At 44.8% G+C, this 14,257-nt stretch carries 13 protein-coding genes and 1 pseudogene; 6 read left to right on the top strand and 8 right to left on the bottom strand.

Annotated features, from left to right (window positions below; genetic code table 11):
- Nucleotides 1–13 precede the first annotated feature (13 nt).
- Nucleotides 14–919 (bottom strand): DUF808 domain-containing protein, encoded by a 906-nt coding sequence (locus tag NL646_RS03960; RefSeq protein WP_005464288.1) that lies wholly within the window; start codon nt 917–919, stop codon nt 14–16.
- 172 nt (nt 920–1,091) lie between these two features.
- Here NL646_RS03960 and NL646_RS03965 point away from each other — a divergent pair, with 172 nt between their 5' ends.
- Nucleotides 1,092–2,009, top strand: coding sequence for a M14 family metallocarboxypeptidase (locus tag NL646_RS03965; protein WP_020834982.1), 918 nt, complete (start codon nt 1,092–1,094; stop codon nt 2,007–2,009).
- Here NL646_RS03965 and NL646_RS03970 read toward each other — a convergent pair.
- Entirely contained in the window at nt 2,004–2,792 is a 789-nt protein-coding gene (locus NL646_RS03970) for a helix-turn-helix domain-containing protein (RefSeq protein WP_017447919.1), read from the bottom strand. The genes NL646_RS03965 and NL646_RS03970 overlap by 6 nt on opposite strands.
- A gap of 98 nt (nt 2,793–2,890) precedes the next feature.
- On the opposite strand from NL646_RS03970, the gene NL646_RS03975 reads away from it, so the two are divergent.
- A complete protein-coding gene (locus NL646_RS03975; protein WP_005464099.1) occupies nt 2,891–3,799 on the top strand; it encodes a DMT family transporter in 909 nt (302 codons plus the stop codon).
- A 63-nt stretch (nt 3,800–3,862) separates the two neighbouring features.
- Here the strand turns inward: NL646_RS03975 and NL646_RS03980 are convergent, their stop codons facing one another.
- Nucleotides 3,863–4,102, bottom strand: coding sequence for a YdcH family protein (locus tag NL646_RS03980; protein WP_005498169.1), 240 nt, complete (start codon nt 4,100–4,102; stop codon nt 3,863–3,865).
- A 232-nt stretch (nt 4,103–4,334) separates the two neighbouring features.
- On the opposite strand from NL646_RS03980, the gene NL646_RS03985 reads away from it, so the two are divergent.
- Nucleotides 4,335–5,372 (top strand): DUF4382 domain-containing protein, encoded by a 1,038-nt coding sequence (locus NL646_RS03985; protein ID WP_253663879.1) that lies wholly within the window; start codon nt 4,335–4,337, stop codon nt 5,370–5,372.
- A 104-nt stretch (nt 5,373–5,476) separates the two neighbouring features.
- On the opposite strand, the gene NL646_RS03990 is transcribed toward NL646_RS03985, so the two are convergent.
- Complete coding sequence (locus NL646_RS03990) at nt 5,477–6,346, bottom strand: GyrI-like domain-containing protein (RefSeq protein ID WP_020841847.1); 870 nt, start codon at nt 6,344–6,346, stop codon at nt 5,477–5,479.
- Nucleotides 6,347–6,471: 125 nt separating this feature from the next.
- Between NL646_RS03990 and NL646_RS03995 the strand changes: the two genes are divergently transcribed.
- Together NL646_RS03995 and NL646_RS04000 are read left to right on the top strand one after the other, a co-directional pair.
- A complete protein-coding gene (locus NL646_RS03995; protein WP_253663880.1) occupies nt 6,472–7,620 on the top strand; it encodes a PLP-dependent aminotransferase family protein in 1,149 nt (382 codons plus the stop codon).
- Nucleotides 7,621–8,034: 414 nt separating this feature from the next.
- Nucleotides 8,035–9,063 carry a hypothetical protein gene (locus NL646_RS04000; RefSeq protein ID WP_023585592.1) on the top strand — a complete coding sequence of 343 codons (1,029 nt, stop codon included), beginning with the start codon at nt 8,035–8,037 and terminating at the stop codon, nt 9,061–9,063.
- Nucleotides 9,064–9,158: 95 nt separating this feature from the next.
- Here NL646_RS04000 and NL646_RS04005 read toward each other — a convergent pair whose 3' ends face one another.
- Nucleotides 9,159–9,485 carry a DUF4156 domain-containing protein gene (locus NL646_RS04005; protein ID WP_020834976.1) on the bottom strand — a complete coding sequence of 109 codons (327 nt, stop codon included), beginning with the start codon at nt 9,483–9,485 and terminating at the stop codon, nt 9,159–9,161.
- A gap of 225 nt (nt 9,486–9,710) precedes the next feature.
- Here NL646_RS04005 and NL646_RS04010 point away from each other — a divergent pair, with 225 nt between their 5' ends.
- Nucleotides 9,711–10,421, top strand: a complete 711-nt coding sequence (locus NL646_RS04010) for a lipoate--protein ligase (RefSeq protein ID WP_193281495.1) — start codon at nt 9,711–9,713, stop codon at nt 10,419–10,421.
- 49 nt (nt 10,422–10,470) lie between these two features.
- On the opposite strand, the gene NL646_RS04015 is transcribed toward NL646_RS04010, so the two are convergent.
- From NL646_RS04015 to NL646_RS04025, 3 genes and pseudogenes are all read right to left on the bottom strand, one after another.
- Nucleotides 10,471–11,508: an HlyD family secretion protein gene (locus NL646_RS04015; RefSeq protein ID WP_005498155.1), complete on the bottom strand. Its 1,038-nt coding sequence runs from the start codon at nt 11,506–11,508 to the stop codon at nt 10,471–10,473.
- 1 nt (nt 11,509) lies between these two features.
- The gene (locus NL646_RS04020; RefSeq protein ID WP_025542278.1) at nt 11,510–12,826 is read right to left on the bottom strand and encodes a glycosyltransferase; all 1,317 of its coding nucleotides are present in this window, start codon (nt 12,824–12,826) and stop codon (nt 11,510–11,512) included.
- Nucleotides 12,813–14,169 (bottom strand): annotated as a pseudogene (locus NL646_RS04025) (diguanylate cyclase). The gene NL646_RS04020 and the pseudogene NL646_RS04025 overlap by 14 nt, the downstream one beginning before the upstream one ends.
- Nucleotides 14,170–14,257 lie beyond the last annotated feature (88 nt).

A 14,257-nucleotide genomic window follows, 5' to 3' on the forward strand; every position in this document is an offset into this window, starting at 1 on the left:
TTTTATATGTGGATTATTTACCGCGAAGCTTTTCTACCACCGTCCAAACAGCAACTACAATCAAACCCGCCACAAAGCCGATAATGCCGTTAAGCAAAATAGGCAGAATCGCTGTAGCAACCGAATGACCACTAAAGTTCATAATAATCGGTTCTACAAAGTGGTGAATGGCGGGTACGTTGTGCACTACAATCCCGCCACCGACTAAAAACATCGCCGCAGTTCCCACAATCGTTAACAACTTCATCAGCTTTGGTGCAAAAGCAACTAAAGCACTGCCAACTTTCGCCATCCAGCCCTTACCTTTTGAGCGAATTTCAAGGTAGAAGCCCAAGTCATCCAATTTCACGATGCCTGCTACTAAGCCGTAAACACCAATGGTCATGATGACCGCAATTAAGCTCACCACTAAGATTTGCGTCACAAGACTCGCCCCAGTCACGGTACCCAACGCAATCACAATAATTTCCGCTGAGAGAATAAAATCGGTTCGAATCGCACCTGCAACTTTTCGCTTTTCGTAATCCTCTAACGACTCGCCCGTGTCCACAAGCTCTTCTTTTTCTTCATGGGGATGTGAGTGTGGAAACAGTTTTTCGAGTACTTTTTCAGCCCCTTCAAAACAGAGAAACAAACCGCCGATTAGTAGCAATGGCATGATCAACCAAGGAATAATTGCGCTAATCAATAATGCAGAAGGCACCAAAATCAGTTTGTTTTTAAATGAACCTTTGGCCACCGCCCAAACTACTGGAATTTCTCGCTCAGATGCGACACCCGAGACCTGCTGAGCGTTTAACGCTAAATCATCACCCAATACACCTGCGGTTTTTTTTGCCGCCATTTTTGACATCAACGCAACATCATCCAATACCGCGGCAATATCATCCAACAGTGTGAGTAAACTTGCTCCAGCCATTTTTTATCTCTTATATGAAATTGAGTAAGTAACAAAATGTAACACCATTAAACCCCTTGGCAAAGTGATGATTTTGCAAAGAATACCGTCACAATTGGTGTTTTGTATTGCCGATAAGATAAGACAGGTCTAGTCTTGTCATACCTTTCAGCACACAAAAGAAAAAGTATAGATGAAAAGCGGATACTCTTACCCAATCGGTACCCCAGGCCAACCTTGGGGCGAAGCAGAACGTAAAGCGTGGGTGGCACAGCGCGAAGTAAAACGCAGCTACCAAGAAGAAGTAGTCAGCAAAATTGATGCGTTACGCGACCGTTTCGATGTAGAACAATATGGTGCGCTTTCTTACGACCAAGCTCGCTTCCCACTGTTTTGCATCAAAACACGTAACTGGGACTCAGCAAAACCGATTGTTCTTGTAACTGGCGGTGTGCATGGCTACGAGACCAGCGGCGTACACGGCGCCCTAAAATTCGTAGAAACAGAAGCAGAGCGTTACGCAGAGCACTTCAATATTGTGGTGGCACCCTGCGTGAGCCCTTGGGGTTACGAAGTGATCAACCGTTGGAATCCAAACGCGATTGATCCAAACCGCTCATTCTATGCAGATAGCCCAGCGGAAGAGTCAGCCAACTTGATCAAGCTCGTATCGACATTGGGCGACGTGTTAATGCACATTGATTTGCACGAGACAACAGATTCTGACGAAACTGAGTTCCGTCCTGCCTTAGCAGCTCGTGATGGTATTGAGTACATTGAAGGTATGATCCCAGATGGCTTTTACACCGTGGGAGATACTGAGAACCCTCAACCTGATTTCCAAAAAGCAGTCATTGAGTCGGTTGCAAAAGTGACTCACATTGCACCAGCAGATGAACACGGCGAGATCATTGGTTCACCAGTCGTACAATTTGGCGTTATCAACTACCCAATGGTGAAACTGGGTCTGTGTGGCGGCGTAACAAATTGCGTTTACGGCACCACCACAGAAGTTTATCCAGACAGCCCGAAAGTAACGGATGAAGAGTGCAATGATGCACAAGTCGCTGCTGTTGTGGGTGGTCTGGATTACGTCCTCGCTCAGCTATAACAAGCGATTCTTATATTGCTCCGGTGTCATGCCGGAGTATTTCTTAAACATCGCGATAAAAGGGCTGGCTTGGTTGTAACCTAACGTCAGCGCGACTTCTTTTACGGTTTGCCCTTTGCGTAGCAACTCCATCGAGTGCAAATACCGCACACGTAAACGCCACTCAGTAAAGCTCATTCCTAACTCACTCTGGCAATGTCTCGCTAACGTGCGCTCTGTGGTATGCACTTTTGCCGCCCACTCCGCCAAGCTGATTTCATCGGTTGGCGATTCTTCTACCGCTTTTAAGATTGGCTGAAGATATTTGTTGTCGGTTGTCGGTAAAAAGTGATGTTCCACTTCTTGTTTCGCCAGTTGATCCAACAACACTCGCACCAAACGTTTGTCTTCATCGCTCTGCGCGACGTTAATGTCACGCTGACGAAAGTCCTCAATGATGGCAGAAACGATGGGGGTGACTTTAATTAAACTGGTTTTGGTTGGAAAATGCGCCGTCAGCTCTGGAGCAATATTCAATGAGCAATATTCGATTGGTTTTCGGTTGTAGCTGGTATGACGAATGCCCGCTGGCACCCAAATTGCCAAATGAGGTGGCGCTAAAAATCGTGTGTCCTCCGCATCCATTTCCAAAATCCCACCGCTGATCAGCTGCACTTGCCCCCAAGGATGGCTATGAATCCGGGTTTCCGTGTTGGAAAGAAACGCTTCAAAATTCATAAAAACATCCGATGGCGCACGATCAATTGATAATGAAGGATGAAGATTTCTCGCACTCTTTTTCAAAATTGTCTTCCTATCGCTTACGATGTCTTTTAAGAGATACTTTTCATTATAAAGACCTGTCAGACTAGCGCCATCAATTATTGTGCGATGAGGTTCTCATGGTTTATTTGCTTCCGTTTTTTACTGTCATGATTTGGGGTGGAAATTCTATCGTAAACAAAATGGCGGCAAGCACGATTGAACCTAGCGCAATGAGCTTCTATCGTTGGTTTGTTGCGATGGTTCTTCTAACGCCATTTTGCTTGCCAGCCGTAATCAAACAGCGTCATGTAATTCGTCCATACCTTACTAAACTGGCATTTTTAGCCCTACTCGGCATGGTACTTAACCAGTCGTTAGGCTACTACGCAGGCTTAACTACAACGGCTTCAAACATGGCGTTAATTACGTCATTAGTGCCTTTGATCAGCGTGTTTTTAAGCGTCCCTCTATTGGGTAAATCGGTTTCTATGTTGAGCATTGTCGGAGGGGTAATTTCACTTGGTGGTTTAGCATTCATGCTTGGGCACGGTGACGTCACCTACTTCTTGCATCAAGATATGACGCAAGGCGACAGCTTAATGTTACTGGCCGCGTTAGTTTATGCCGCATACTGTGTGCTTTTAAAGCGTTGGAAGATGCCATTTAACAGCCTAACATTGGTTTACATGCAAGGCTTCTTCTCTGTCATCATGCTGACTCCACTGTGGCTTTCAAGCGAACAACTGCTTCCTAGCCAAGAGGCGCTTCCACTGATCGCTTATGCTGGTATCGCAGCGTCTATTTTCGCTCCATTGATGTGGGTAAAAGCAATAGATTTGATTGGTGCAGACTCCAGCGCCATGTTCATGAACTTAATGCCTGTGGTCTCTGTCGCCTTAGCGTCAACACTGCTCGGTGAAGAGATTCACGTGTACCATATTATCGGCGGCTTGATGGTTATCTCCGGCGTGATTCTGTCGCAGATAAAAGTACGGAAGAAGCAAGATCTTATGGTATCCGAATCGTTGACAACTACAACTCGTTAATTTGTTGGACCCCTCCCTCTTCTAAAATCGGCTCGTTAATACGAGCCGATACTCATTGCTTGGTTAAGAACCCATAATTCGGTTGTGCAGCCAGTCTTTTAGCTCCGCTCGATTATGCTTGAGCACATTCATAGCGTGGTCGTCTATCGGGCTGCCTTGCAGCTCTAATACACGAATCTCTTTATCGAGTGCGTTATAGTTTTTAACGTTTTCAGCAAATGATGCATCGTTTTGGCTAAGCTGAGTGATGGTATCCAAATGTTCTGGGAATTCATGGGTTAATGAGTGATTTTCACCTAACATAGAGACCTCTTGAGTGGCGTTATTGATGTTTGCTCTGCTTGTTTTTTAAGCAATTCAACATTAACCATAGCACTTCATTCGGGGTGATATCGTCGAGTTGGCCACACTTTTACGCAACGCATTTAATTTACAACACCTTAAAATTTGGTATTCAAAAGCCCCCAATCTCCTGCGCAAAATCTCATCATTTTCTACTACATTTAATAGACTTCCCACTAAGAAGGTAACCCCAATGAACACCATAAAATTCAGCCTAGTTGGTGCAGCGGTGGTAGTCGCACTCTTTGGCTGTAACTCTGACAGTAATACCATCACCACGACAACTCCTGTGACTCTATCCGTCTCTGATGCGCCGATAGACGACGTTTCCGAAGTGGTCATCACTTACAGCAAAGTTGCTTTCCTTCCTCTTGATGGCGGATCACCACAAATTTTTGAGGTGTATAAAACCGATGAAGAAGGCAATTACGTGGATGAAAACGGCAATCTAATTCCTGATGGTGAAGATCCTCTGCCGTTGAGTGTTAACTTGCTCAACTATCAAGGCAGTGATGTTCAAGAGCTGGTTGAAGATGAAGTGATTCCTTCTGGCAACTACAAGTTGTGTGTGTTTGCCAATGATGGCGATCACCCCGACTACCCATCGTATGTGATTGACGAAGAGACAGGAAATCAAATCCCACTGACCGTCAAAGGCGATGGTGCTTGTCCTCAAGGCGTGGGTAAAGAGCCTAACTCTGGGGTATTGTTCTTTAACAACACCTTTGCGGTTAATCCTGATAACAATGAATTCGTGGTCGAGTTTGATCTGCGTCGAGGCTTAAAAGACGGAACGGGTCAAAATGAAGGGTACAGTATTCAACGCACTTCGGTGACCTTGATCAACACCGTTACGACAGGTGAAATTCAGGGCGATGTCGCCGCACAAACCTATGCAGATTGCGAAATTGATACGTCCAGTGCAAACGACTATGCGCACGCCGTTTACTTATATGAAGGCAGCGTCGCCAAAGAGGACATGGGGCCATTTGCTGGCGAAGACGGGAAAGCCACGCCAATTGCAGCAGCCAACGTGGTTCCAGATATGGAGCAAGTTAATTACGAATACGAGTTTGGTTTTGTAGAACCCGGCACCTACTCGGTTGGCTATACCTGCACTGCAAATGATGACTCTGAAGAAGGTATTGTCGCCGGAGAAACCTTCAGTATTTATCAAGCAACAAGTGAGTTAACGGTATCGGCTGGTGCTGAGACGGATGCCAATTTCTAGCCACCTATCAAGATATTCTAAAAATAAGGCAGCGCTTGTTTTGGGCTCTGCCTTTTCGTTCCATGCGACTGCATTCTTTTCGCCAAGCCGCGTGTTTCTGATGCTTAGAAAAAACTGATGGGTAGATAGAAATCCAGCTCAAACGCCTCATCATGGCTGAGGAAATGGTTTTTAAGATAATGAACATAAGCGGGCGTGGAACGTTGCTTAAAGCCTGAGTTAGGCAACCACTTCTCTAATACCATACTCAGTTGAGGAAGAAGCTCACCATATACTCCCGTTAAGCGAAAAACAGCATGTAAACCACCCGGAATCGTCATTTGATTCACGACACCGCGTACTTTGAGCGGCTTATCAATCGCCATACAAGCCACATAACGACACTTGTCGAGCTCAACCCAAGCAGGGTTGGAGTGATGCAAACCATATTGAACCGAAAAGTCCCGATTCTCAGAACTTGCCCACGCTTTCAAAATCAGCCACGCATTGCGAATGGAGCGGTTATAGCCCTCATGTCGAACATACGCCGCAAAGCGTTGTGGGACCTCCATAATTTTTGGTTCTGGCAACTCGCGTTTCGCAACCCGATGATAACCCGCTGCCACTTCCGGATCCTTCAAATACGGTTTTTCTGCGACTTGTAAATCATGCTTTCGCCATGCACCAGGAGACATAGCGAACGTCGCTTTAAACGCTCGGCTAAAAGAAGATACCGAGTTAAAGCCACACTTGTTAGCAATGTCTAGCACTGATGAGCCGGTATCAAACATCAGTTGATTGGCGGCGTATTCCATTCTGGTACGGCGGATATATTGATGGATGGATTCCCCCACGACATCTTTAAAAATACGATGGAAGTGTTGTTCAGAATAGGCTGCTACGTCCGCTAGCTCTTTAGCTGATAAATCTCTGCTAATGTCCTGGTGAATGTAAAACAGCACGTCATTGATTCTGGAAACTTGTTGATGGCTCACGGAGTAAACTTTCGCTCAAATAGCATAAATGGGCATGTTTAACAGCATAAATGGACACACCAAGCTTGGCAATTTACCTATACTATTTCTGACATAAAAAAAGACAATTACGAGAAGCACAGCACATGGAAATCGCACAGTCATTACAACAAACTAAGTCATCCTACATCCGAGAGATCCTCGCAGCAGCGAGCGATAAGAACGTCATTTCTCTTGCGGGTGGCTTACCGGACGAAAAAACCTTCCCGATCGACTTAATGAAACCGACGCTAGAAAACCTTGCGAACATGCCAGAGGTGTTTCAATACGGCGCAACAGCAGGCTACGCACCGCTACTTAACTTTTTGACCGATTATTACCAACTGCCAGAATCTCATTTGGCGATGATCACAACGGGTTCTCAGCAAGGGCTAGATTTGATTGCGCGTGCGTACGTGAATCCGGGCGATAAAGTGGTGATGGAAGCACCAAGCTACCTTGGTGCTATGCAAGTATTCGGTTTAGTGCAAGCCAACATCGTGACCGTTTCACAAACCGAGTGTGGCCCAAACCTTGAAGAACTCGAGCAATGCTTTGCCACGCAGCAACCAAAAATGTTCTACGCCGTGCCCGATTTTCACAACCCAACGGGCGTATGCTGGGCGCTAGAGACTCGCCAAAAAGTTGCCGAGCTTTGTATCCAATACGACGTTGCATTCATTGAAGACGCACCATACCGCGAGCTGCGTTTTTCTGGTGAAGCACTGCCGCTGGTTTCGGATTTCTGCCCGCAGCACTCCATCGTGTTGCGTTCATTCTCCAAAATCGCCTCACCAGGCTTGCGTATTGGTGTGGTTACCGGCAAACGCAGTTACCTTGAGCCACTCATCAAAATCAAACAAGGTGCAGATCTGCACTCTAGTATTCCTATACAAGCATTGCTGCATGGTCTACTTCAACATGACAATTTCGAAACACACATTTCAACCATCTGCGCACTTTACAAATCGCGTTACGATGTCATGTTTGCTGAGCTGCAAAAGCAGCTGCCAGAAAGTTGCGTACTCAAACCTGTCGATGGTGGCATGTTTGTCTGGGTCGAAATTCCAGAGTGCGACACGTTCGAACTTGCGAAAACTCTACTCGCAAACTGGGTTGCTGTGGTGCCAAGCCCGGTATTCTATCCGGAAGGTTCCAAGGTAACAGCCGCTCTGCGTCTTAACTTTACCAATGCCACACCAGAAGAACTGACGACGGCTGTCACTCGACTTGCGGATGTACTTAACGCTTTGTAATTGAGTACCCCGCGTTAGAACCTGCCTTTGAGATTCGAAAAAAGTCTCAAAGGCAGCATCAAAAAAGTTCCCCAAAAAAATTTATATTTTTCCTTCAAATCAACTCTCTACAGTAAGTGCCTGTTTTCTCTTGATCCTATCACTCATATAAAAATGAGAACCTAATCACGTATTTGATGGTTAGAAAAGTTACGTCTATCTTTCAGACAAAAGACATCAACTTCGCAGCATTAATGCTCTCAATTTCAGACACTTTACTCAGTCGTGGCTTAGCGATTGAGAAAACGACTAGAAAGCATCTGCGGGCATACCCACTACGAAGGATTGACCAGAACCATTCTGAATGTCGCGAGCCAGTCGCTTGATTGGCAATTACGTCAGTGAATCGCACCAAATGACAGAGGGGTTATCAGGATGAACACTCGAACCACGACAGGACTCGTCACCACTGGCTGGTCCGTTATCTTTTCACTTTTTACCGCATTCGCCGCGTATGCGAGTACGTCTCCAAACTGTAGTGACGTATTAGCGGGCAACACAACCGCCGTATCGCAAAAAATGATGGTCTTATTGGGCGAAGACATCACCAAATCCAACCGCATTACCACAGTGATTCCCGCCCAAAACAATCCATTTGTGACCGAAGAACTGGTCTCGGTTTCCAATGATGTATCGCCCAATGGACGTTTGCCACAAAAGACATTGGAAGAGATCAGAAAAGTACGCTCAGATTTAGAAAAAGCCGCACAGGAAGTAAGCCGATTACAGGGCACTTATGAAGTCGCGTTCGTTAGCTTGATTGATGGCTACTGCCAGTTCTCGAATCACGAACTTACTCAGCATGCCAAAATCGACTTTGACCATTTGGAAGGTCTAACGCTGTATTCAATCCCAGCGCTGTTGGCAATGGTGGATCAATCGTACGCGATGGCTGAAAACCGCCTAGCAAACGAGCAAAACCAATTGAGCAACATTGAAAAAGAAAAACAGAGGCAGAAACAGCAAGCAAGTGCTGCGGCAGCCGCTCGTTACCAAGACGGTAACGTGTTGGTGAAAGTCGAGAATTTTGATGGTTCTAACGTGATGTTCTCCGTCACAAACGTAGGTTCTCAAGGTTCATTACAGCCAAACTTCAACACTTTTAGCGCCTATCGCACCGAAAGTGGAGAGTTGGTCTATAAGTCAGAATCTTTACTGCATCTGGCTGATACGGCAGGCAACACGCTGCAAACTATGGGCATTGCCGAGCTTTCATCCAAAGGTGGAAACAGCTTGTCGATCTCTCCAGGAGAAACTCGAAAATTCGTCACCAGTATTGCTTCAGAAGTCGCGCCACACGCGCAATTAAGCTTAGAGTTTCCGGCCAAAGTGCTCAATACAGAGCAAGATTTCACGCTGTCGTTTTCCGACTCTATCGCGGTAGCAACAGCCAATGTGAATTAACGGCGAGAGAGAACATAACGAACAAACCCATGTTTGTTGAGCGTGTCAAAGACAGGCGAGCAACGCCTGTCTTTCAGTTATGAGCAAGCAAATCGCTACTGTTTGCATTTGTAAGCGTTTGCAAACATCGTCACTGACGTAGAAAAGCTTAACGGTTGGTATAAATACAAGGTATCAGCGCCTAAATCTGCTGCCTTGATGCGCATTTGGTTTAGTGTACCCCAAACCATGTCTTTATCTGCGTGAAGCCAGTAGTCGTAAAAGTGCCCTTCTGAGCCAATCACGGTACCCATCAGTTCACAGTTTTCAATCGCATTCACATTATCCCAAAGCACCTGTACTTGCTCAGATTCTTGAGTTGGGAACGTCACACACCCCGTTAATGATGCCGCTAACGCGAGACACATCACTCGCTTTTTCATATTCATATCGCCAAAAAATTTTATAGACGGCGGATTTTATGAGTTGCTTATGCGATGACCAACAAAATATTTCTATCGCGCGTTCAAGTAGAACTAATGGACAACGGAAAAAACCAAAAAGTGGCCACGCATCTAACGAGTAAAAACCTCGCAATCACAGACCTAGCAATAAAACCGTATCTGAGATAAAACAGTAACGATTAAATACACACGAGGGATAGAGTTTTGGTTGCTAAGAATAAGCTAATTCGCTTCACAGCTACGGAAGTCGCTGATGCATTTGAAAAAGAAGATGAGCTCATTAAACAAGTTCAATCCAACCAACTCTCGCAAGTGCTCTTACTTTGGCAAGTAAAAAGCCCGACGCTCGTGCTTCCCGCGGGCAAGAAATGGCCAGTGTCTAATGAATTGGAACATGCGTTAAATACGTCTGGCTGGAAGCTCTTTTCTCGTAAAACCGGTGGTGCACCAGTCCCTCAGGTACCGGGTATTATTAATCTATCCCATATCTATCACTGGCCAGAAGGTGAGCCTTACAACATCAAAAAAGCGTATCTCGATTTATGTGCGATATTAACGGTTTTCTTTGAACAGTTAGGCGTGAAAGTGGATGTTCATGCTACGCCTTATTCCTACTGCGATGGCGAATACAACCTCAACATTGGCGGGCAAAAAGTCGTGGGAACCGCGCAGCGTGTTTTACTTAAAAAAGGCGGCGGACAAGTGGTATTGTCACAAGCATGCATTCTGATTGATGCCGACGTCGAGAAGATTGTCGAACCAGTAAGAATGTGTAATCAGCTTTGTGGTCATTACGATGATATTCGTGGCGATGTCCACACACCGCTCTTCCATCATATATCCGACCGCCCATCGGTAGATTCACTCTTTCAGCAATTGACGAGTGCGTTTTTAACGCATGCAAAAGCTGAGTAAAAATCAGTGTAAACAAAAAGGAGCAAAAGCTCCTTTTTGTTTAACGATATTAAAAGCGAACTTCGACTTCTACGCCTTCAATCCAACGGCTTTTTTCTAGAGCTTCATCAAAACTCAGCGTCACCTTCAAATACGCAGGTTGACCTTCGAATGGGCTTTGCAGTTCAGAAGGCAGCTTGTTCACCACTTCAACCGGCTTCGATACCGTTGCACTGAACTTTCTGCCATCAGGAAATACAACTTTCGCTTTAGTATCCATCTTACTGTATTGGAGATATTTCGGGTTTAAGAAAGCGGTTATCTCCGGCGTAACATTGCGAGCGATCGTAAGTAAGGGAGTATTTTCAGAGACATTTTGCCCTTCGTGTACATGAACATCGAGCACTCGCCCTTTCATAGGAGAACGAAAAGTTAAATTTTCTTGTTGCGCGCGTTTGACTACCAATTCACGCATTAATGATCGGTACTCTTGAGTTACCGGACCAGCAAGCTCCAGTTCTTCTAAATCGCGCATCGCATCTACGTAAGCAATTTTTTGACTACTCAATTGATTACTCAAAGAGTTATTTACACTAACAATTGCAGCATAATCGACCTCTGAAACCTGTCCCTTTTTTCTATACACGTCATATTTTTTTTGAATTTCTTGTACTTTTTTCAAGCCCTCTTCAGAACTTCCAATCGCATTTTTATACAGTTCATCCGTACTCTGAACCTGATTTTTAGACAATTTAATCAACTCTTCTTTTATAAAATCAATCTCCTTGTTCAGAGCGTTGTCTTTTAACAGCAAGAGCGCTTGGTCCTGAGCTACTTCCGTACCAACATTGACAGGAATAGGGCCAACAATCGCTGAGCGAGTTGCGGTTACCGTTAATGGGTAAGAAGTAATTATCGCTGGCGCTGTCACTAACACCTGAGTTCGGAACAAGTAATATGCCATGAACAAGAGTGGACTGACTACAATGGCTAAAATCAAGTACCAACGAAGACGATAGCCGCCACGCTTTGCCTGTCCATAGACGACCTTCATACCGCTCTCAGACTGCGGTTTATTTTTCTTATCTAAGTGAAAGTTAACTTTCATACTAAAACTTTTTACCTCGCTTCAATACCCACCAAGGTGCCATACTTGATTCTTCATGACTTCTCCTCACAACCTCATTAACCATTGAGAAAGCGGTAATCAAACGCATAAAAAACTGGTAGACAGGGTAAAGAAATAACCATTTCGCTGACTTCAGATCCTCTTTTTTTCTCTCTGATACAAGCCCAATATAGACAACAAAAATCAGAGCAGATAAAAAGAGGTAGACAAAATAGAGCATTAGCATCAACGCCAATACAAATTTAAGTGGATAGACAATCACCATATAAACGCTAAATATCACCACGAGCAGCGGTAATAGAACATTTTGAATCACGCCATAAGCCAAAGTGAATACAAAGTTTCCCCAACCAAGTAAACGTGGAGACAGCCCCTCATTGTGCTTACGCAAAAATAAAAACAATAAATCTCCATCCCAACGAAGTCGTTGCAATACCAAACCTTTCAACGTATCTGGTACATCAGTATGGCCGATGGAATGCGTCGAAAAGGCCAACTTATTATCAGGATAACGACGTTTGTATTGCTTCAAACGCATGGTTAAGTCGAGATCTTCTGCAGTATGCGTATCCCACCCCCCAACTTGCTTAAGAAGGTTCTTTCGAAACGCTCCGAATGCGCCAGAGATGTTATTGAGCACACCCCACGTCGCCATCCCTGTTTTACCTGCTTGCATAGACAGCATGTACTCCAAGGATTGCATTTTGGTTAGTAAGTTGGCGTTGTGGTTGCGAACTCTTAGTGCACCACCGCTAGCAATCACATTTTTATCCGCAAACTGTTTCATCATGGTGAAAACCATGTCGTTATCGAATGACGTATCTCCATCTACGTTAATGACAATTTCACCGCTGGCCATCGATAAGCCGGCATTCAATGTCGAAACACGGCCTCCACGTTGCCACTTTGGCAAGACACGAACTTTACGATTACGGACACCTGTATGTCTTCTCTCACCATTTAATGCGGCTTGATAGGTATCTTGGTTTTGCACCGCCCCATCAACCACTGCGAGTATTTCAATATGACCTGGGTAAACTTGCTCAACTAACGTATCGATGGTGATCCCAATCGCCTCTCCCTCACCGTAGCAAGTGATAACGAAGCTTACTGATGGAAATCGTTTTAACTCTGGCTCTTCTCGCATATATGACCAACGAAATATCCCTGTTAACACCAACAAATACAGCGGCAACTCTATGATGATCATTACTGGAAACAACAATAGCCATAGTTCTTCATTGTGAAGAAGCATGCCTCGAAGATAGTCGAGTAAAACGAGACTATCTTGCAGCATAGATCTCACCCATCAACGATTCGATCCAAACAGAAACACCACCTTCAATGACCGGATCAGGCAAATCCCAAGCAAATACGTCCAACTCGAATTCTTCGTCTTCAACAAGATCACCCAAATCCGATAATTTTTGCTGTAAAACGGACAAGCTTGCGTTGGTAGTGTTTGGCATTAGGACAAGCAACACATCCTGTTTGTACTGACAACATATGTCCGTATCTCGAAACAAGCCGCTAAGACGGCGCGTCAGTTGATCCATCAACGAGAATAATTTGGCATCACCATATTGCTTACCGTATTCATCAATCGTCGGTAAGTGTAATCCAAGTAGAAGATGCTGCTCTTTGTGTCTCAATGCGACTTTATTTAGCCACGCCAGTAGGTTTTGGAAAAAGCTGACTTCGACTTTTCCTTTAATCGATAACTCAGGAGCCTGAATAGACTTTCCGTGCTGGAAGATGTACTCACCGACTTCGCCAAGTCGATATTGATAAATTTTACGAACAACAAGCTCTTCGACTTTGATCTTTGAATCACAGCTCAAACATTGACTGATGGTAGCAGCCTCGACAAACAAACTAGAGCAACTATGGCACACATGATTTTCAAGCGGACGGTCATAGTCCACACCAATATGGCGTAGCTGAGTCAGACATTTTGGACATTCAAGCTTCCCACGACGCTGAAAGCTATGTTGTTCACCAACATGACCACAAGTGAAACAGTGTAAAGAGCTCTGAGAATCGATATCGATACTGCTGCAGTCAGGACATACTTCTACATAATTCAAGTGTCCACTATTGCAATGGGAGCAAACACGAATTCTGTCAATCAGCGCTTCAGGCTCTAATACTCCCCGGCCTTGCTCGGAGAGTACGTATCGATAAGTGGAATAAATATCAGGAAACAGAAGGTCAATTATCGGAAACGAATAAATCGACGTTGACTCTAAACTTTTTAAAGCGCTCACTCGACGCTGACGATTTACTCCAAGCCAACCAATCAACGGGTCCAACACGTCCGGTTCGTCAATGGAGTCGATCTTGCTTTGAATGGATCGCCAAACTTTTTTTGACTCTACTTCTTCAAATACACCGTCGGCAATACATCGAGAATAAGGAGTTTCCACAGTGACATAAACCGCCCATGACCAACGCCCTTTCTCTTTAAAAAATGCTTTTAACGCATGGTTTATCTGCTGAGTGTCTTGGTAGGAAATACACACCACCCCCCCCCAAACCAACTGGGACCTCTTCGATCTGATTAACTAAGATAACTCCCTCACAGAAATTACTTGTTGGCGGTTCGCCTACCCAATAGAAACTTTTATTTTTTAATGACATTGCATTAGTTCTCACGACCAAAATATTTGCTCATCACAATAAAATATAGGACTAGATACCATAAAACCTTCCTATATTTTCCAAAGTT

Source organism: Vibrio sp. Y20_XG_PY13, assembly GCF_024181925.1.
GTDB lineage: Bacteria > Pseudomonadota > Gammaproteobacteria > Enterobacterales > Vibrionaceae > Vibrio > Vibrio parahaemolyticus.